Annotated in this window: 13 protein-coding genes; 8 read left to right on the forward strand and 5 right to left on the reverse strand. The window is 69.8% G+C overall.

Features of this window, described 5'->3' with window-relative positions; all coding sequences use genetic code 11:
* The first annotated feature begins 74 nt into the window (after positions 1 to 74).
* From ACK4K7_RS14645 to ACK4K7_RS14665, 5 genes are all read left to right on the forward strand, one after another.
* Positions 75 to 1325, forward strand: a complete 1251-nt coding sequence (locus ACK4K7_RS14645; protein WP_431867117.1) for a lipoprotein-releasing ABC transporter permease subunit — start codon at positions 75 to 77, stop codon at positions 1323 to 1325.
* On the forward strand, positions 1318 to 2019 hold the full coding sequence (locus ACK4K7_RS14650; RefSeq protein WP_431867119.1) for an ABC transporter ATP-binding protein: 702 nt from the start codon (positions 1318 to 1320) through the stop codon (positions 2017 to 2019). Before ACK4K7_RS14645 ends, ACK4K7_RS14650 begins: the two co-directional genes overlap by 8 nt.
* 42 nt (positions 2020 to 2061) lie before the next feature.
* Complete coding sequence (locus tag ACK4K7_RS14655) at positions 2062 to 2982, forward strand: lysozyme inhibitor LprI family protein (RefSeq protein WP_431867121.1); 921 nt, start codon at positions 2062 to 2064, stop codon at positions 2980 to 2982.
* A gap of 247 nt (positions 2983 to 3229) precedes the next feature.
* On the forward strand, positions 3230 to 6796 hold the full coding sequence (dnaE, locus tag ACK4K7_RS14660) for a DNA polymerase III subunit alpha (RefSeq protein ID WP_431867122.1): 3567 nt from the start codon (positions 3230 to 3232) through the stop codon (positions 6794 to 6796).
* A gap of 44 nt (positions 6797 to 6840) precedes the next feature.
* Complete coding sequence (locus tag ACK4K7_RS14665) at positions 6841 to 8436, forward strand: long-chain fatty acid--CoA ligase (protein ID WP_431867124.1); 1596 nt, start codon at positions 6841 to 6843, stop codon at positions 8434 to 8436.
* A gap of 305 nt (positions 8437 to 8741) precedes the next feature.
* Here the strand turns inward: ACK4K7_RS14665 and ACK4K7_RS14670 are convergent, their stop codons facing one another.
* The 3 genes from ACK4K7_RS14670 to ACK4K7_RS14680 all read right to left on the reverse strand — a co-directional run bounded on the left by ACK4K7_RS14670 (position 8742) and on the right by ACK4K7_RS14680 (position 12420).
* Positions 8742 to 9818, reverse strand: a complete 1077-nt coding sequence (locus ACK4K7_RS14670; protein ID WP_431867126.1) for a PA0069 family radical SAM protein — start codon at positions 9816 to 9818, stop codon at positions 8742 to 8744.
* 98 nt (positions 9819 to 9916) lie between these two features.
* Entirely contained in the window at positions 9917 to 11719 is a 1803-nt protein-coding gene (locus ACK4K7_RS14675) for a lytic transglycosylase domain-containing protein (protein ID WP_431867127.1), read from the reverse strand.
* On the reverse strand, positions 11716 to 12420 hold the full coding sequence (locus ACK4K7_RS14680; RefSeq protein WP_431867129.1) for a uracil-DNA glycosylase: 705 nt from the start codon (positions 12418 to 12420) through the stop codon (positions 11716 to 11718). Before ACK4K7_RS14680 ends, ACK4K7_RS14675 begins: the two co-directional genes overlap by 4 nt.
* 141 nt (positions 12421 to 12561) lie before the next feature.
* Between ACK4K7_RS14680 and ACK4K7_RS14685 the strand changes: the two genes are divergently transcribed.
* The 3 genes from ACK4K7_RS14685 to ACK4K7_RS14695 are packed head-to-tail and all read left to right on the forward strand — an operon-like array spanning position 12562 to position 16667.
* On the forward strand, positions 12562 to 14211 hold the full coding sequence (locus ACK4K7_RS14685) for an electron transfer flavoprotein-ubiquinone oxidoreductase (protein ID WP_431867181.1): 1650 nt from the start codon (positions 12562 to 12564) through the stop codon (positions 14209 to 14211).
* A gap of 40 nt (positions 14212 to 14251) precedes the next feature.
* Positions 14252 to 15850 (forward strand): tetratricopeptide repeat protein, encoded by a 1599-nt coding sequence (locus ACK4K7_RS14690; RefSeq protein WP_431867131.1) that lies wholly within the window; start codon positions 14252 to 14254, stop codon positions 15848 to 15850.
* A 22-nt stretch (positions 15851 to 15872) separates the two neighbouring features.
* Positions 15873 to 16667 (forward strand): 4-(cytidine 5'-diphospho)-2-C-methyl-D-erythritol kinase, encoded by a 795-nt coding sequence (locus tag ACK4K7_RS14695; RefSeq protein ID WP_431867182.1) that lies wholly within the window; start codon positions 15873 to 15875, stop codon positions 16665 to 16667.
* Positions 16668 to 17093: 426 nt separating this feature from the next.
* Here the strand turns inward: ACK4K7_RS14695 and lexA are convergent, their stop codons facing one another.
* Both lexA and ACK4K7_RS14705 read right to left on the reverse strand, forming a co-directional pair.
* Positions 17094 to 17747 (reverse strand): transcriptional repressor LexA, encoded by a 654-nt coding sequence (gene lexA, locus ACK4K7_RS14700; RefSeq protein ID WP_431867133.1) that lies wholly within the window; start codon positions 17745 to 17747, stop codon positions 17094 to 17096.
* Positions 17748 to 17805: 58 nt separating this feature from the next.
* Positions 17806 to 18393 (reverse strand): anthranilate synthase component II, encoded by a 588-nt coding sequence (locus ACK4K7_RS14705; protein ID WP_431867135.1) that lies wholly within the window; start codon positions 18391 to 18393, stop codon positions 17806 to 17808.

The raw sequence follows: 18393 nt of genomic DNA on the forward strand, positions 1-18393 counted from the left end.
CGCCGGGATGACGGGGGGTGGACGCGGGGATTGCCGCGGCGCTTCGCTGCTCGAACCGTCCGGGTGGGGGCGGCATGATCCTTTCCCGTTACGAACGGATGATCGCGCGGCGCTATCTGCTGCCGGGCAAGGGGGAGGGGTTCATCTTCCTCGTCGCCTCGATCAGCCTGGTCGCCGTCATGCTCGGCGTCGCGGCGCTGATCATCGTGATGAGCGTCATGAACGGCTTCCGCGCCGAGCTGTTCGACAAGGTGGTGGGCCTCAACGGCCATGCCGTCATCCAGGGCTATGGCGGGCGGCTGGAGAATTGGCGCGACATTGCCGACCAGGCGCGCCGCACGCCGGGCGTGGTGAGCGCGTCGCCGCTGATCGAACAGCCGCTGATGGCGAGCTTCGAGGGACGGGTGGAAGGCGTGCTGGTCCGCGGCATGGAACGCCGGGACCTGATGGAAAACCCCACCATCCAGGGCAATGTGCTGTCCGGATCGATGGAGGCGCTGCGGCCGGGCAGCGAGAATATAGCGATCGGCGCCCGGCTCGCCGAGGCGCTCGGCGCCAGCGTCGGCGGCCAGATCAGCCTGATCAGCCCGCAGGGGCGCACGACGCCGTTCGGAACGGTGCCGCGCATCGTCTCCTACAATGTCGCGGCGATCTTCGAGGTCGGCCTGTACGATTTCGACAAGGCGTTCGTCGTCATGCCGATCGAGGAGGCGCAGGCCTTGCTGATGCTGGGCGACGCCGTCGGCATGGTGGAGGTCCAGACCAACAATCCCGACCGCGTGGCCGAGATCCTCGCGCCGCTCGCCCAGGCGACCGCCGGCCAGGCGGTGGTGGCGGACTGGCGGACGATGAATTCGGCGCTGTTCGAGGCGCTGCAGGTGGAGCGGGTGGCGATGTTCGTCGTCCTGTCGATCATCATCCTCGTCGCCGTGTTCAACATATTGTCGTCGCTGATCATGCTGGTGCGCGCCAAGACCCGCGACATCGCGATCCTGAGGACGATGGGCGCGACGCGGGCCGGGCTGATGAAGGTGTTCATGACGGTGGGAGTGACGATCGGCGCGCTCGGCATCATCGCCGGGCTGGTGCTGGGCGCCGTGTTCCTGTTCTTCCGCCAATCGGTGGTGAATTTCGTCCAGCTCGTCACCGGCCAGAATCTGTGGGACCCGTCGATCCGCTTCCTGACCGAGCTTCCGGCCAAGACCGATCCGCTGGAAGTGGCGGCGATCGTGATCATGGCGCTCACCTTCAGCTTCCTCGCCACGCTCTACCCCGCCTGGAAGGCGGCGAGCACCGATCCGGTGCAGGTGCTGCGCTATGAGTGAGCGGCGCATGGGGCCGGCGGCCGCCGGCGAGATCCTGGGCGTCTCCGACCTCCGGCGGAGCTTCGAACAGGGCGGGGTGCGGATCGACGTGCTGCGCGGCGTCAATCTCAGCGTCGGCGACGGCGAGATCGTCGCGCTGCTCGGGCCCTCGGGTTCGGGCAAATCGACCTTGCTGCAGGCGGTCGGCCTGTTGGAGGGCGGGTTCGAGGGATCGATCCGCATCTCCGGCGTCGAGGCGGCGCGGCTCGGCACCGACGAGCGCACGACGCTCCGCCGCGACGCGATCGGTTTCGTCTACCAGTTCCACCATCTGCTGCCCGATTTTACCGCGGTCGAGAATGTGGTGATCCCGCAGCTGATCGCCGGCGCCGGACCAGGCGAGGCGCGGGCGCGGGCGGAATCGCTGCTGTCCTCGCTCGGCCTCGGCCACCGCCTCACCCACCGGCCGAGCCAGCTGTCGGGCGGCGAGCAGCAGCGCGTGGCGGTCGCCCGCGCCCTCGCCAACCGTCCGGCGCTGGTGCTGGCGGACGAGCCGACCGGCAATCTCGACGAGGCGACGGCCGACATCGTGCTCGGCGAATTCCTCCGGCTGGTGCGGGAGGAGGGCAGCGCGGCCCTGGTCGCCACCCACAATGAACGGCTGGCCGGAAAGATGGACCGGGTGCTGCGTTTGCACGAGGGCGTGCTGGATTAGCGGCTGAGCCGCCGGCGCGCCTGTGCAGCGAAAGGCGCGTCGATGAAGATATGGCTTGGTTGGGCAAAGCGGGCGGCGATGCTGGCGGCGGCGGGGACGATGGTCGCCGGCTGCGACTGGATGAACAAGAAGGACCCGCCCGGCGCCAAGAGCGAGAAGGAGCTGGCCGCGGAGCGCGACGCGCGGCTCCGCCGCGCCTGCGCGTCGGAGGCGACCTACGACCGCTTGAAGGAGCTCGCCTTCGACCAGGCCGCCCGCATCCGCAACCAGGACCCGCGCGACCTGGACGCGCTCGCTACGGCGTCGGTGGTGCGGATGGAAAAGCCGGTGGTGAAGTCGCGCGATGAGGCGCTGAACGTCACCGTCTGCACGGGGCGCTTCATCCTCGAGCTTCCGCCGGGCGCGGAGAATGCGTTCGACGGGGAGAGGCGGCTGAGCGCCGACATCGAATATTCGGCCCAGGCAGCCGTCGACGGCAGCGGCCTCGTCTATCACATGGACGGCGCCGAGCCGCTGATCTACCGGCTGGCCACTGCCGGCGGGCTGCCGGTCCGGACCGCGGCGGCGCCCGTGCCCGCGCCGACCCCGGCCGCCGCGCCGCCGCCGCCGCCGGCCGAGGCGCGGCCGCAACCCGCGCCGCGGCCCACGCCGGCGCCGCAGGCGGAGGCGAAGGCGCCGCAGCCGGAGCGGCAGGCGGCGCGGCCGAGCTTCAACTGCAACCATGCCCGCACGCGATCGGAGCGGATGGTGTGCGGCAGCGGCGCGCTCGCCGCGCGCGACCGCGAGATGTCCTCGCTCTTCTACCGCGCGCTGGCCGACGCCGACGGCGCGACCCGGCGCGAGCTCCGGAGCACCCGCGACGCCTTCCTGGCCTATCGCGAGCGCTGCGCGAGCGAGGCCTGCGTCGCCCAGGCCTATGAGGGGCGGATGCGGGAAATCCGGGACATCATGGCGGGGCGGTGAGTGGGGCTTGAGGGGGTTCGAAGGCGGGGGGGGCGAGAACCCGGCCTTCGCCGGGATGACGGAGGTGGCGTGGTTCCGGGTCATTCCGTCATTCCGGCGCAGGCCGGAATCTCGTTGCCTGAGCTGCGGAGGGGTGGGGGGTGAGATCCCGGCTTTCGCCGGGATGACGGGGTGGCAGGCGCGATAAGTTGTGGAAAAGGGGGCGGGGGCGCTTTTCCTGCGGGGGTGGGGCGGCCATAGTGCCGGCATGGCCGCGCCTTACGTTCCGCTCCGCATCTTCAGTTCCTACACGATGCTCGACGGCGCGATCGACCCGAAGGCGATCGCCAAGCAGGCGAAGAAGCTCGACTTCCCGGCCGCGGCGCTGACCGACCGCAACGGCCTCTATGCCGCGATGGCGTTCACCGACGCCTGCCGAAAGGAAGGCGTGCAGCCGGTGATCGGCACCATGCTGGGCGTGAAGCGGCCGGGCGGGCGGAGCGAGGTCGACTGGATCGCGCTCTACGCGCAGAACGAGGCGGGCTACCAAAATCTGTGCGCGCTGGTTTCCGCCGCCCATCTCGACCGCCCGCTGGAGGAAGACCCGCACGTCACGCTCGACTGGATCGATGGGGCCAGCGACGGCCTGATCGCGCTGACGGCGGGCGCGGAAGGGGCGCTGGCGCGGCTGATCGCGGAGGAGCAGGAGGAGGCGGCGGGCGCCTATCTCGGGCGGCTCAAGGCGCTGTTTCCGAACCGGCTCTATATCGAGCTCTGCCGGCGCGGCGAGGAGATCGAGCAGCGGGCGGAGGCGAAGCTCATCGACCTGGCCTATGGTCTCGACCTGCCGCTGGTCGCGACCAATCCGGCCTGCTTCGCCGACGCCCATTTCCACACCGCGCACGACGCGATGCTGTGCATCGCCCAGTCGAGCCAGGTGGACCGCGACGACCGGCGCAAATCCTCGCCTGAGGCCTGGATCAAGCCGGCCGAGGACATGCGGCGGCTGTTCGCCGACCTGCCCGAGGCGATCGACAACACGTCCGTGGTGGCGCGGCGCTGCGCCTATGGCGCGCCCCAGCGCAAGCCCATCCTCCCCAGCATCGCCGGCGACACGGATGCGGAGGCGGAGCAGTTGCGGCGCGACGCGCGGGCGGGTTTGATCCAGCGCCTGCGAGCCTCCGCACCCCACTCCGGGGATGATGAAGAAGGGGCGGCCTTCGACAAGCTCAGGCCGAACGGTGTTGGGGACAAGGGCCTCTCCGATGGGACCGTGCCGAGCGATGGCGAGGAGATGCCGGAGGGGTGGAAGCCCTATTTCGAGCGGCTGGACTTCGAGCTCGACGTCATCATCCGGATGGGTTTCCCGGGCTATTTCCTGATCGTCGCCGATTTCATCAAATGGGCGAAGGAGAACGACATCCCGGTCGGGCCGGGCCGCGGATCGGGCGCGGGCTCGGTAGTCGCCTGGGCGCTCACCATCACCGATCTCGACCCGTTGCGGCTCAACCTGCTGTTCGAGCGCTTCCTCAACCCGGAACGCGTGTCGATGCCGGACTTCGACATCGACTTCTGCGAAACGCGGCGCGGCGAGGTAATCCGCTACGTCCAGCAGCGCTACGGCGCGGACAAGGTTGCGCAGATCATCACCTTCGGAAAGCTGAAGGCGCGGGCCGTGCTGAAGGACACCGGCCGCGTGCTGCAGATGCCCTACGGCCAGGTCGACCGGCTCGCCAAGCTGGTGCCCAACTTGCCCGCCGACCCCTGGACGCTGGAGCGGGCGCTGAACGGCGTGCCGGAGCTCGCCGCCGAATATAAGAACGACGCCGACGTGCGGCGGCTGTTCGACCTCGCGATGAAGCTCGAAGGCCTGCCGCGCCACAGCTCCACCCACGCGGCTGGCGTGGTGATCGGCGACCGGCCGCTCGACCAGCTCGTCCCGCTCTACCGCGACCCGCGCTCCGACATGCCGGTGACGCAGTTCGACATGAAGTTCGTCGAAGGCGCGGGGCTGGTGAAGTTCGACTTCCTGGGTCTCAAGACGCTGTCGGTGCTGCAGAAGGCGGTGCAGATGCTAGCGAAGCGCGGCATCGCCGTCGATCTCGACCGGCTCGCCTGGGACGATCCCAAGGTCTACGAGCTGTTGAAGCGCGGCGACACGGTGGGCGTGTTCCAGCTCGAATCCGAAGGCATGCGGCGCACGCTGGCGGCGGTGAAGCCGACCAATTTCGAGGACATCATCGCGCTCGTGTCGCTCTACCGGCCCGGCCCGATGGACAATATCCCGACCTTCGGCGCCCGCAAGAACGGGCGCGAGGAGATCGCCTATCCGCACCCGATGCTGGAGGAGGTGCTGAAGGAGACCTACGGCATCTTCGTCTATCAGGAGCAGGTGATGCAGGCGGCGCAGGTGCTCGCCGGCTACAGCCTCGGCGAGGCCGACCTGCTGCGCCGCGCCATGGGCAAGAAGATCCAGGCGGAGATGGACGCGCAGCGCGAGCGCTTCGTCACCGGCTGCGCCGCCAACGCGATCGATCGGGCCAAGGCGAACGAGCTGTTCGACTTGATCGACAAGTTCGCCGGCTACGGCTTCAACAAGAGCCACGCGGCGGCTTATGCTCTGGTCGCCTATCAGACCGCCTGGGTGAAGGCGCATCATCCGGTGGAATTCTACGCCGCGTCGATGTGCTTCGACATGCACCAGACCGACAAGCTCGCCATCTTCGTCGAGGACATGCGGCGGATGGGCCTCGAATGCCTGCCGCCGTCGGTCAACGCCAGCGAGGCGGAGTTCGCGGTGGAGGAGCTGGGGGAGGAATTCGTCGTACGCTATGCGCTGGGCGCGCTGAAGGGGGTCGGCGAGAAGGCGATGGAGCAGCTCGTCGCGGAGCGCGCGGCCAACGGGCGGTTCCGCGACCTCGACGATTTCGCCGCCCGGGTCGATCCCAAGCTCCTCAACCGCCGCCAGCTCGAAAGCCTGGCGGGCGCCGGGGCGTTCGACGACATCGCCCCCGACCGGGCGGCGGTGTTCGCGGCGGCCGAGACCATCCTCGCCGTAGCCTCCAGCGCCGCCGACCAGCGGACGAGCGGGCAGGGCGGCCTGTTCGGCGAGGGCGCGGCCAATGTCGTTCCGATCCGCATGCCGGCGGGCGCCGCCTGGTCGCTGGCGGAGCGCATGGCGCAGGAGAAGGAAAGCTTCGGCTTCTATTTCTCCGCTCATCCGGTCGACCGCTACCGCCACCTCGCCATCGCGCACGGCGCGAAGAATTTCGCCGAGCTGTCCTCGCTGCCCGCGCCGGCAGACGGCGGCCGATCGCCGGCGGTGATGGCTGGGCTGGTCGAGGAGGCGCGCTGGCGCACCTCGGCGCGCGGCCGGCGCTATCTGATGGCGACGGTGTCGGACAGCTCCGGCCAATATGCCGCGACCGTGTTCGACGACATGGCCGCCGGCCAGGTCGAGGAGGCGGCGCGGGAAGGCGGCTGCGCGCTGTTCAACGTCGAGCTCGACCGGCGGCCGGGCGAGGAGGCGCCGCGCGTCACCATCAAGTCGGTCCAGTCGTTCGAGAACCTGTCCCGCCGCGCCCGGCTGCAGCTCGAGGTGGAGGTGGAGGACGGGGACGCGATCCGCCGCCTCGCCGGCGCGGTGGCGGGCGAGCGCGGCGGCAACGGCCAGCTGCGCCTCACCGTCGCGATCGACGGCGGGGAGGCGGAGCTGGTGCTCGGCCGCGACTTCCGGCTGGACGCGGACATGGCGGCGCGGGTGGAACGGCTGGACGGCATCCGCTCGGTGCGCCTCTCCGTCGCCGAACCGCCCCGGCTTGCGCTCGTATCCTGAGCGCCCTTAAGGTGCTTACATAAGAGAAAGTACCGGAGGGATTCATGCTTGGAGGAATGCAGGACTGGCCGCTCAGAGTCATGCGGCTCATCGACCATGCCGAGCGCGAGCATGGGCACCGCGAGATCGTCTCGCGCTGGGCCGACGGATCGACCACCCGCACCGATTATGCCGGCGTCGCGCGCGACAGCCGCAAGCTCGCGCAGGCGCTGGAACGGCTGGGCGTGCGCAAGGGCGACCGGGTGGCGACTTTGGCGATGAACCACAGCCGTCACCTCGTCTCCTGGTACGGCACGATCGGCATGGGCGGGGTGCTCCACACCGTCAATCCGCGGCTGTTCCCGGAACAGCTCATCTACATCTTCAACCATGCCGAGGACAAAGTCCTCTTCTACGACCATGCGATGACGCCGCTGGTCGATGCGCTGAAGCCGCATCTGAAGACGGTGGAACATTATGTCTGCTTCGACCCGCCCGAAGGAGACTCGTTCGAAAGCCTGATCGCCGGCGAAAGCGGCGACTATCGCTGGGTGGAAGGCGATGAGCGCGAGCCGTGCATGCTCTGCTACACCTCGGGGACGACGGGCAATCCCAAGGGCGTGCTCTACGAACACCGCTCGACCGTGATCCACGCCATGGCCGAAGTGCAGCCCGACGTGTTCGATCTGTCGCGCCGCGCGGTGGCGCTGCCGATCGTGCCGATGTTCCACGCCGCCGCCTGGGGGCTGCCCTTCGCGGCGCCGATCGCCGGCTGCAAGATCGTGTTCACCGCCGATTACACGCCGAAGACCGTGTGCGACGTGCTGCACGAGGAAGGCGTTACCCATACGGCGGCGGTGCCGACCGTTTGGCTCGGCCTCATGCAATATGTCGATCAGACCGGCAGCGACCTCGGCCAGCTCAAGCTCGTCACCATCGGCGGCTCGGCGGCGCCGCGGGCGATGATCGAATTCTTCCAGAGCCGCGGAGTCGAGGTCGGCCATGCCTGGGGCATGACCGAGATGTCGCCGATCGGAACCACCGGCGGCCGCCCGCACGACTGGGACGATCTGAGCTTCGAGGAGAAGATCGACCTCATCGCCAAACAGGGCCGGGTGCCGTTCGGAGTCGAGATGCGGATCGTGACCGACGAGGGCGCGATCCAGCCGCGCGACGGGCAGAGTTCGGGCCGGCTGCAGGTGCGCGGCCCCTGGGTGATCCAGCAATATTTCAAGGAGGAGCGGCCGGCGGTCGACGCCGAGAACTGGTTCGACACCGGCGACGTCGCCGTCATCCACCCCGACGGCACGATGCAGATCACCGACCGCGCCAAGGACGTGATCAAATCGGGCGGAGAATGGATCAGCTCGATCGAACTCGAAAATGCCGCGATGGGCTGCCCCGGCGTCGCCGAGGCGGCGGCGGTGGGCGTCTATCATCCCAAGTGGGACGAGCGGCCGCTGCTGCTGGTGGTGCGCAAGGAGGGGTCGGACGTGACGCCGGACCAGATCCTGGATCATCTTACGAACCATGTCGCCAAATGGTGGCTGCCGGACGAGATCTTGTTCGTCGACAGCCTGCCGCACACCGCCACCGGCAAGCTCCTCAAGACGGCGCTCCGGGAGGAATATAAGGATTACCGGCTGAAGACGGCGGCTTAGGCGCTCACGTCATCCCGACGAGCCAGGATCTCGTTTTTTCCTTCCGCGCCTTAGAACGGAGATTCCAGCTGTCGCTGGAATGACGGCGGAGGCTCCGGGCGCCCGCCGCGGCATCGAGCCGCGCCGGGCGCACCTCTCTCTCCAACCTCTCTCCCGCAAGGGGAGAGAGGCTTTGCGCCGCCGACCTTGGCCAAGGGTTCGTCATCCCGGCGAAAGCCGGGATCTCACTTCTTCTTCCGGAGCGGGGAAGGGAGATTCCAGCTTTCGCTGGAATGACGGGGGCCGCGCCTTTAGCGCGCGCGTCTTTAGAGCAGGCGCAGTTGCGGGCCCTGTGGGGGCTGGAACAGGTCGGTGCGGAGGGGGCGGCGTTTGCGGTCGAGGCCGTGTTTGCGGGCGGCCACCTCGAAGCGGACGCGCAGCAGTTCGGCCCAGGGGCCTAAGCCGCGCATGCGGGTGAACCAGTTGGGATCGTTGTCCTTGCCGCCGCGCATCGCGCGGATGGTGTTCATAACCTTGTCGGCGCGGTCGGGGAAATGCTCGTCCAGCCAGGCGCGGAACAGCGGCGCCACTTCGTGCGGCAGGCGGACAGGAAGGAAGAAGGCGCCGCACGCGCCCGCTTCCGCCGCCGCCTCCACGATATGGTCGAGCTCGTGGTCGGTGATGCCGGGCACGACCGGCGCGATCGCGACGATGGTCGGAATGCCGGCCTCGGCCAGCGCCTTGACGGCGGCGAGCCGCTTGCGGGCGGAGGGCGCGCGCGGCTCCAGCGTGCGCGAGATCGCCGAGGTAAGCGAGGTGACCGACAGCGCGACGTTGGCGAGCCCCTCGGCCGCCATCGGAGCCAGGATGTCGATGTCGCGGGTTACCCGGTCGGATTTGGTGGTGATGGTGACGGGGTGGCGGGTCTCGGCCAGAACTTCGAGGATGGAGCGGGTGATGCGCCAGCGTCCCTCGATCGGCTGATAGGGATCGGTGTTGGTGCCGAGCGCCATCGGCCGCACGTCATAGCCCGGCCGCGCCAGTTCCTTGCGCAGCAGATCGGCCGCGTCCGGCTTGGCGAACAGCCGCGATTCGAAGTCGAGGCCGGGCGACAGATCGTGAAAGGCGTGGGTGGGGCGGGCGAAGCAATAGATGCAGCCATGCTCGCAGCCCCGATACGGGTTGATCGAGCGGTCGAAGCCGATGTCGGGCGAACTGTTGCGGGCGATGATCGTCTTCGGCTTCTCCACCGTCACCGTGGTGCGGAGCGGCGCCGCCTCGCCGTCCAGATCGGTGCGCGCGTCGAGCCAGTCGCCGTCCGCTTCGCGGATGGCGAGGCCGAAGCGGGTCGGCGTCCGGTTCTCGGGCGCGCCGCGGCCATGACGGGCGTCGGGGCGGGGCATAAGGGGAGGTTAGCCCAAGCGGCGGAACAGATCAAGAACGTTGCCGCGCCTGGCGGCGCGGACCCACGCGCCCCTCCCTTGCGGGGAGGGGAGAAACGTTATTGCGATCCCATCGCTGTCGCGCGGGGCTGGGGTTCGATGCGGACCGCGGACGGGCCCTGGGCGCCGGGGAAGCGCGGCCACATGCCCTGGGCGAGGGCGGAGCGGCTGGCGGACTGGCGGCCGGCGCGCTGCTCGTAGATCCAGTAGTTGCGCAGCACGATCGGCACGTAGCCGCGCGTTTCCCAATAGGGGATTGATTCGATGTAGAGCAGGGGATCGCCCTGGTCGCGGCCGCGCGTGTTCCACTCCGCGATCGGCGCGGGGCCGGCATTGTAGGCGGCGATCACCTTGGGCAGCAGCCCCTGCGTGCCGTGGAAGTCGCGCAGGAATTCCAGGTAGGACTGGCCATATTCCATGTTCACGACCGGGTCGTTGAGGCGGCTCGGCTCCGGCGCCGGCTCGCCGCTGCGGCGCGCCATCTGGGCGGCGGTGCCCGGCATCACCTGCATCAGGCCGCGCGCGCCGGCATGGCTGACCGCGGCGGGCCGGAAACCCGATTCCTGCAGCGCGTGCGCGAAGGCGAGCGCCGGATCGACCCGCCAGCCGCGGCCGGGCTGCCAGCTGGGCGAGGGATAGCGGGCGAGCGGATCGATATCGACGCCGCGCGGCGTGTTGTGGGCGAGCCACATCTGCGTCGCCGGCATGTTCAGCCGCTCGGTGAGGTGCAGCAGCGCCTCATGCTCGCGCGCCGGCCCGATCCGCGCCTGATGCTTCAGCAATTCGTCGGCGAGGCCGGTCTCGCCCAATTCGGTGAGCGCGATGGCGGCGCGCACGTTAGGCCGCCCGGCGAGCAGCCGCCAGTCGGCGCGGGTGAAGGTGCCGCCGTTCGGAACCGCCGGCTGCCGCAGCCCGAGCGCCGAGCCGGCGAGCAGGCCGTAGAAGGTCTCGGTCAGCCGGGACGCGGTGCGCAGCCGGGCCTGGACCCGTTCGGGCCGGCCGCACTTCATGTCGGACCGCGCCGCCCAATATTGGCCGGCCGCCATCAATTCCGGATCGGAGGCGCGCGAGCCCACATTGTGGAAGGCTTCCGCCGCGCCGTTGCAATCGCCCATCCGCCAGGCGGCGAGGCCGGCCACCCAATCAGCATGGATCGCCCAGTCGCCGCTGCCCTGGCGCGCTTTGTCGGCCATCGCGCGGGCGGAGCGGTCGTTGCCGGTCAGATAATAGGACCAGGCGACGCGCTGCTGGAATTCGGTGCGGGCGTCGGTCGAGAGGCTGAACTCGCGCTCCGCCAGGATCGCCTCGGCCTCATAGGGGCGGTCGGCGACGATCAGCGGCTGGATGAGGCCGTCGAGCTCGGCATAGCCGGGTTCGGAGCGGACCGGGCGGGCGCGGGCGCGGCGGGGCTGCCCCGCCTGGCCGACGAGACGCTGGATTTCGGGCAGGTTCGGAAGCTCGGTCGCGCCGCGGGTCTGCGCCATGCGGGCGAGCTGCGGCGCCTGCGGCAGATCGGGCGAGCGTTCCAGCACCGACAGCAGCAGCGACACGTCGGTGCGCGGCGAATTGCGGTCGACATAGACGAGGGCGCGGGCGACGTCGTGGAGCGGGCCGGTGCGGCTATTGTCGAGAAGGGCGGTGGCGCCCGCCCAATCCTGCGCGCGGATGGCGGCGAAGACCTGCGCGTACAAAAGCCGCTCGTTGCTGTCGAGCTGGGCCGGGATGCGGGCCTCGCGCGCGTCGCCGCTATGGGCCGGGCGCCCGATCCGGGACTCCTCGGCATCGGCCGCCTCCGCCGCGGCGGCGGGAACGGCCGGCAGCGCGGCCGCCGCGGCAAGCAGGAGCGAACGGAGCTGGATCATCGTCCCGGTCCTTCCATCAACATCTGGAGATCCGCCCAGGCGTGGCGCTTCTGAGTCGGATTCTCGAGCAATTGTCGGGGGGCTATGGTTACCAAAGCGTCAATTTCGCCGGCATGGGTGGCGATCCTGTGCCAGCGCCCGCGCGCCCGCGCGACCGGCAGGCCGAGCAGCGCCTTGGCGCAGGCGTCGCCGAGCAGGAGCAGCGATTTGGGCGCGGCGAGGCCGACATGGTGGCGCGCCAGCGTGGCGCAAGCCTGCGCGGCCTCTCCGCCGAGCTGCCCGTCGGGCGAGCGCAGGCAGGACAAGGCGGCCAGATAGATGGAGGCGCGGTCGCGGCCGATCGCGGCCAGCATGCGATCGAACAGCCGGCCGACGTCGCCGGACAGCAGCGTGCCCGCGCCGCAATCCTCCAGCGTCGGCATGTCGGTGAGGATCATCAGCCCCGCCGACGGATCGCCCGACGGGCAGACGCGCGGCGCCGAGGGCGAGGCGAAGGCGAGCCGGTCGCTGCCGGCGAGCCAGGCCTGGAACAGGTCGAGCTGGTCCGGAAGCGCGTCTTCCGGCGCGGGCTGGGGCTCCGGCGGCGGCGGCGGCGCTTTGGCCTTCGGGTTCAGCCAGTCGCGCGGTTCCTCGTCGACGAGGATGTCCACGCCCGCATCGGCCCACCACTGCAGCGCGCTCGCGGCCGCCGCAGGGGACATGATCTGATCGCCCCGCTCCACTCTGATATGGACTAAGGTCCCTGCGGCGCGGTCTGGTCAATGGCGAAATTGCCGCCTATCTGCCAGATGTTGGCTGTTTGCGACGACATGAGTCAGAACAGCGCCGAAACGGAGGTGGGAATGGCGGAACGCGAGTCGATGGCTTATGACGTGGTGATCGTCGGAGCCGGTCCCGCGGGTCTTTCGGCCGCCATCCGCCTGAAGCAGCTCGCCGAGGAACGGGGCCGCGAGCTTTCGGTCTGCGTCCTGGAAAAGGGCTCAGAAGTCGGCGCGCACATCCTGTCGGGCGCGGTGGTCGATCCGCGCGGACTCGACGAACTGATCCCCAACTGGCGCGACCTCGACAGCCCGCTGACCGTGCCGGTGACGGAGAACCGCCACTGGGTGCTGACCGCGACGAAGAAGTTCGAATTCCCGCACCTGCTGATGCCGCCCTTCATGAACAACAAGGGCACCTACACGCTGAGCCTCGGCAATCTGTGCCGCTGGCTGGCGGGGCAGGCGGAGGCGCTGGGCGTCGAGATCTTCCCCGGCTTCGCGGCGGCTGAGATCCTGTTCAACGAGGACGGTTCGGTGAAAGGGGTCGCCACCGGCGACCTGGGCGTCGCCCGCGACGGCACGCGCAAGCCGGACTACCAGCCCGGGATGGAGCTCCACGCCAAATATACCTTCATCGCCGAAGGCGCGCGCGGGCACCTCACCAAGGAGCTGAAGCGCATCTTCGACCTCGACCGCGACAGCGAGCCGCAGGTCTACGGCATCGGCCTCAAGGAATTGTGGGACGTGGATCCGGACAAGCATGTGCCGGGCCGGGTGATCCATACCCAGGGCTGGCCGCTGGACGAGGACAGCTGGGGCGGCGGCTTCCTCTACCATCAGGAAAACAACCAGGTGGCGCTCGGCTTCGTCGTCGCACTGAACTACCGCAACCCCTATCTCTCGCCGTTCGAGGAGTTCCAGCGCTGGAAGCAGCATCCGGCGATCCGCGAGGTGCTGGAGGGCGGGCGCCGCGTCTCCTACGGCGCGCGGGCGATCAACGAGGGCGGCTATCAGGCGATCCCGAAGCTCGCTTTCCCGGGCGGCGTGCTGATCGGATGTTCGGCCGGCTTCGTGAACGTGCCGCGCATCAAGGGCAGCCACACCGCGATTAAATCCGGCATGCTGGCCGCCGAAGCCGCGTTCGAGGCGGTCGCCGCCGACCGGGCGGGGGACGAGCTGTCGGCTTATGCCGACGCGCTGCATTCGAGCTGGGTGGCGGACGAGCTCAAGAAGGTCCGCAACGTCGAGCCTTTGGTCGCCAAATGGGGCGGCACGATCGGCACGCTGCTCGCCGGCGCCGACATGTGGATGCGCCAGATCGGCATCGGCCTGCCCTTCACGATGAAGCATCACCCGGACCACCGGCAGATGTGGCGCAAGGACCTCGTCCAGCCGATCGCCTATCCCAAGCCGGACGGGGTGATCAGCTTCGACCGGCTCTCCTCCGTCTTCCTGTCCAACACCAATCACGAGGAGGACCAGCCGGTCCACCTGACGCTGAAGGACGCGGACATACCGGTCGAGGTCAATCTCAACCTCTATGACGGGCCGGAACAGCGTTACTGCCCGGCGGGCGTCTACGAATTCGTGGAGGAAAACGGCAGGCCGCGCCTCCAGATCAACGCGCAGAATTGCGTCCACTGCAAGACCTGCGACATCAAGGACATGACCCAGAACATCAACTGGGTGGTTCCCGAAGGCGGGGGAGGGCCGAACTATCCCAACATGTAGGCTTCCGGCGCTCGGCGCCCTTGCCCTGGCGCTGGCGACGATGCCGGCGCAGGCCGCGGCGCGGTCCGAGCTCGCCTCGCCGCTCGCCGCTTATGCCGAGGGTCGCATCGCGGCGGAGCGCGGCGCCTTCGATCGCGCCAATTCGGCCTATGCGATCGCGCTGGCGGCGCTGCCGGCCGATGTCGATCTCGCTTCGGAAGCCCTGTCCAACGGCATCGCCGGCGGCGATTTCGCGCTGGCGATGGAAGCGGCGCGCAAGCTCGCGGCGGCGGGCGACCTGTCGGTCGAGGCGCGGCTGATGCTGACGGCGGGAGCGCTGCGCGCCGGCGACTGGCGCGGCGCGGGCGCCCAGCTCGACGCGCTGGAGGAGGAAGAAAGCTTCGCCTTCATGGCGCCGATCCTGCGGGCCTGGATCGCGGTGGGCGCGCGCCGCGGCAATGCCGAGGCGCTGCTGGACGGTGCCGCCGCGCATCCGATCGCGGTGTCCTATGCCGCCGAACACCGCCCGCTGCTGAGACTGGCGCTGCGCCGCCGGGGCGCGGCGGCGGAGCTGGCCGCGCAGGCCGCCGAAGCGGGCGAGCGGGGCACGCGCTTCAGGCTCGCCGGCGCCGCTTTGCTCGCCGGGCGCGGCGACCGGCGCGGCGCGATCGAATTGCTGGCGGGACAGGACCGGCGGATCGTCGCCGCCCGGGCGCTCGTCGAGGCCGGGCGGCCGCTGCCGGGCGAGGTGGCGACGCCCGCCGCCGGCGCGGCCGAATTCCTGCTGTCGATGGCGAGCGACCTTCGCGAACAGAATGTCCTGCCGCTGGCGCTGAGCTTCGCGCGGATCGCCACCTTCCTCGCGCCGGACAACGGCGCCGCCTGGCTGACCGCCGCCGACGCCCTTGCCGGGCAGCAGCGCTACGAAGCCGCGCTGGAGCTGCTGGCGCGGATCCCGGCGGGCGATCCCTGGGCGGACATGGCCGCGGAAGGCCGGGTCGTCATCCTCGCCGCCGCCGGGCGTGGGGAGGAGGCGCTTGCCGAGGCGCTCGTGCGCGATCCGGAGACGGTCGCCGCCTGGGTACGGATCGGCGACATCAAGATGGAACTCGGGCGCCAGGGCGAGGCGGCGGACGCTTATGGCCGGGCGCTGGCGCTGCACGGGCCGGAGGATCCCTTCCCGGCCTGGGCGCTGTGGCTTGCGCGCGGCGGCGCCCTCGAGCGGGCCGGGTCCTGGGCGGAAGGCAAGGCCGCGCTCACCAGGGCCTATGAGCTCGCGCCCGAACAGGCGATCGTCCTCAACCATCTCGGCTATGCGCAGCTCGAGCGGCGGGAGAACCTGGAGGAGGCGGAGCGGATGGTGCGCGAGGCCGCCCGGCTCGCGCCCGACAATGCGGCGATCGCCGACTCGCTCGGCTGGGCCTATTATCTGAAGGGCGACATCGCCCGCGCGGTGGAATTGCTCGAGCGCGCCGCCGAGGGCGAGCCCGCCGACCCGACGATCAACGAGCATCTGGGCGACGTCTACTGGTCGGCCGGACGGCGGATCGAGGCGCGCTTCGCCTGGCGCGCGGCCGCCGTCTATGCGGAGCCGGAAGACGCCGAACGGATCGCCGCCAAGATCGCGGAAGGGCTGACGCCCCGCCTCGCCGCGAGGTGAGGGCCGCGAAGTGACGGGCGCGATGGAGGAGCCGGCTTATGCCAAGCTCAACCTCGCTTTGCACGTGCGGGCGCGGGAGCCGGACGGCTATCACCGGATCGAGACCCTGTTCGCCTTCTGCGCGGACGGCGACCTGCTGTCGGTCGAGCCGAGCGGGCGGCTGGCGCTGGACGTGACCGGGCCGTTCGCGGGCGATCTCGGCGCGGCGGAGGACAATCTGGTGCTGCGCGCGGCGCGCATGCTGGGCGGCGGACGGGGTGCGGCGCTGAGGCTCGACAAGAGGCTTCCGGTCGCCTCCGGCATCGGCGGTGGATCGGCGGACGCCGCGGCGGCCCTGCGGCTGCTGACGCGCTTCTGGAAGCTCGATGTGGCGGAGGCCGAACTGCTGCGGATCGCCGCCGCGCTCGGCGCGGACGTGCCGGCCTGCCTGCGCTCAAAGACCGCCGCCGGCGAGGGGCGCGGAGACCGGCTCCGCGAGATCGACGCTCCCAACCTGTCGGGGCGGCCGGCGCTGCTGGTCAATCCGCGCGTCCCTTTGTCCACCGCCGCCGTCTTCCGGGCCTGGGACGCGGTGGACCGCGGGCCGCTCGGCGGCTGGGAGGACGGTCGCAACGACCTCGAGCCGCCGGCGCGGGCGCTGGTGCCGGAGATCGGCGCGGTGCTGGACGCGCTCCGCGGCGCGCGCTTCGCGAGGATGTCCGGATCGGGCGCGACCTGCTTCGGCCTCTACGACGACGCGGCGGCGCGCGACGCCGACGACGCCCGCATCGCCGCCGCTTTTCCCCAGTGGTGGCGGCTCGCCACCCGTCTCCGCTGACCCGCCAGTCCCGGAACGGAACGCGTCCGCGCGGCAATTAACCATCGAGACCCGCGGCTTTGCGTCGTGGCACGCCTCTTGCTGCTGTCATGGCACGGGTCGACGCGTCACTCTTCGAAGCGACGCCGACATTCGCCAGCGGTCCCGCTCTCCCACCGGGCGGCGCCGCAACATGGCCGGGCGGCGCGTATGAGCCGCCCGGCCTTTTTGTTGGGGCGGCCTCTTTGCTCGGCCAGCGTTTTGTTCGGCCAGCCTCGTTGTTCGGAACGCGAAGCTTCCCGGGGTTTGCGGCTAGAGAATGATCGCCTTAGCCTGAGCAAAGTCCGTCATTGCGAGCGAAGCGCGGCAATCCATGCGGTGGAGGCCCATGGATTGCTTCGTCGCTTCGCTCCTCGCAATGACGACCCCCGTCGAAACCGATCGCGCTCAGTAGCGGCGCAGGAGCCCGGCGAGGCGGCCCTGGATCGCGACTTGGTCGGGGCGGTAGCGTTGCGGGTCGTAATTGCGGTTGGCGGGATCGAGCCGGATCATCGTGCCTTCGCGGCGGAAGGTCTTGAGGGTCGCTTCCTCATTGTTGACCAGCGCGACCACGATCTCCCCGTCGCGCGCGATGTCGGTGCGGCGGATGAGGGCATAGTCGCCGTCGAGGATGCCTTCCTCCACCATCGAATCGCCGGCGACTTCCAGCGCATAATGTTCGCCCGGGCCGAGCAAAGCGGCGGGGACCGGAAGCGTTTCGGTGCCCTGCAGCGCCTCGATTGGGGTACCGGCGGCGATGCGGCCGTGGAGCGGAAGCTCGATGATGTCGTTGGCGGCCTGCGGCGGGATGACCTGCGGCCTGGGCTCCGGCGCGGCGCCGGCCTTCTGGTCCGGCATCTTCAGCACTTCCAATGCGCGGGCGCGGTTCGGCAGGCGGCGGATGAAGCCGCGCTCCTCGAGCGCCGAGATGAGGCGGTGGACGCCGCTCTTCGACTTGAGGTCGAGCGCCTCCTTCATCTCCTCGAAGCTCGGCGACACACCGGTCTCGCCCAGACGTTCGTGGATGTAGCAGAGAAGCTCGTGTTGCTTGCGCGTCAGCATCGGTCCGGCCTCATGTTCGGAACGTATGAGGAACGTCTACGGAACGTTTCGGCTGCTGTCAAGCGCGCCCGCCGGACCGCGCCAAGTCGAGGAAATTGGCCAGCAATTCGTGGCCATGCTCGCTGGCGACGCTTTCGGGATGGAACTGGACGCCGTGGATCGGGAGGGTGCGGTGGCGCAGGCCCATCACCGGCTCGTCGGCGGCGGAGGCGTTGACCATCAGGCATTCGGGCAGGCTGTCCGCGGCCAGCGCCAGTGAATGGTAGCGCGCGGCGGTGAAGGGGGAGGGAAGGCCCGCGAAGACGCCGCTCGCGTCATGTTCCACCGGACAGGTCTTGCCGTGCATCAGCCGGGCGGCACGCACGACGCGGCCGCCGAAATGCTGGCCGATCGCCTGGTGGCCGAGACAGACGCCGAGCAGCGGGCGCCGCGCCTCCGCGCAGGCGGCGACGAGGGCGAGCGAGATGCCGGCGGCGTCCGGCGTGCCCGGTCCGGGCGAGATCAGGATGCCGTCGGCGCCGCTGGCGAGCGCTTCGGCCGCGCTCAGCGCGTCGTTCCGCTCCACCCGCACCTCGGCGCCGAGCGCGCGCAGATGGTGGACGATGTTCCAGGTGAAGCTGTCATAATTGTCGACGACGAGGATCAT

It is taken from the genome of Allosphingosinicella sp., assembly GCF_046295735.1.
GTDB lineage: Bacteria > Pseudomonadota > Alphaproteobacteria > Sphingomonadales > Sphingomonadaceae > Allosphingosinicella.

Bases quoted from the DNA above. Each gene is read 5' to 3' on its own strand.
- ACK4K7_RS14705 (WP_431867135.1), bottom strand. From the start codon at position 18,393: ATGATCCTCGTCGTCGACAATTATGACAGCTTCACCTGGAACATCGTC.
- ACK4K7_RS14655 (WP_431867121.1), top strand. From the start codon at position 2,062: ATGAAGATATGGCTTGGTTGGGCAAAGCGGGCGGCGATGCTGGCGGCG.
- ACK4K7_RS14690 (WP_431867131.1), top strand. From the start codon at position 14,252: ATGCCGGCGCAGGCCGCGGCGCGGTCCGAGCTCGCCTCGCCGCTCGCC.
- ACK4K7_RS14685 (WP_431867181.1), top strand. From the start codon at position 12,562: ATGGCGGAACGCGAGTCGATGGCTTATGACGTGGTGATCGTCGGAGCC.
- ACK4K7_RS14695 (WP_431867182.1), top strand. From the start codon at position 15,873: ATGGAGGAGCCGGCTTATGCCAAGCTCAACCTCGCTTTGCACGTGCGG.
- ACK4K7_RS14670 (WP_431867126.1), bottom strand. From the start codon at position 9,818: ATGCCCCGCCCCGACGCCCGTCATGGCCGCGGCGCGCCCGAGAACCGG.
- lexA (WP_431867133.1), bottom strand. From the start codon at position 17,747: ATGCTGACGCGCAAGCAACACGAGCTTCTCTGCTACATCCACGAACGT.
- ACK4K7_RS14650 (WP_431867119.1), top strand. From the start codon at position 1,318: ATGAGTGAGCGGCGCATGGGGCCGGCGGCCGCCGGCGAGATCCTGGGC.
- dnaE (WP_431867122.1), top strand. From the start codon at position 3,230: ATGGCCGCGCCTTACGTTCCGCTCCGCATCTTCAGTTCCTACACGATG.
- ACK4K7_RS14680 (WP_431867129.1), bottom strand. From the start codon at position 12,420: ATGTCCCCTGCGGCGGCCGCGAGCGCGCTGCAGTGGTGGGCCGATGCG.
- ACK4K7_RS14645 (WP_431867117.1), top strand. From the start codon at position 75: ATGATCCTTTCCCGTTACGAACGGATGATCGCGCGGCGCTATCTGCTG.
- ACK4K7_RS14675 (WP_431867127.1), bottom strand. From the start codon at position 11,719: ATGATCCAGCTCCGTTCGCTCCTGCTTGCCGCGGCGGCCGCGCTGCCG.
- ACK4K7_RS14665 (WP_431867124.1), top strand. From the start codon at position 6,841: ATGCTTGGAGGAATGCAGGACTGGCCGCTCAGAGTCATGCGGCTCATC.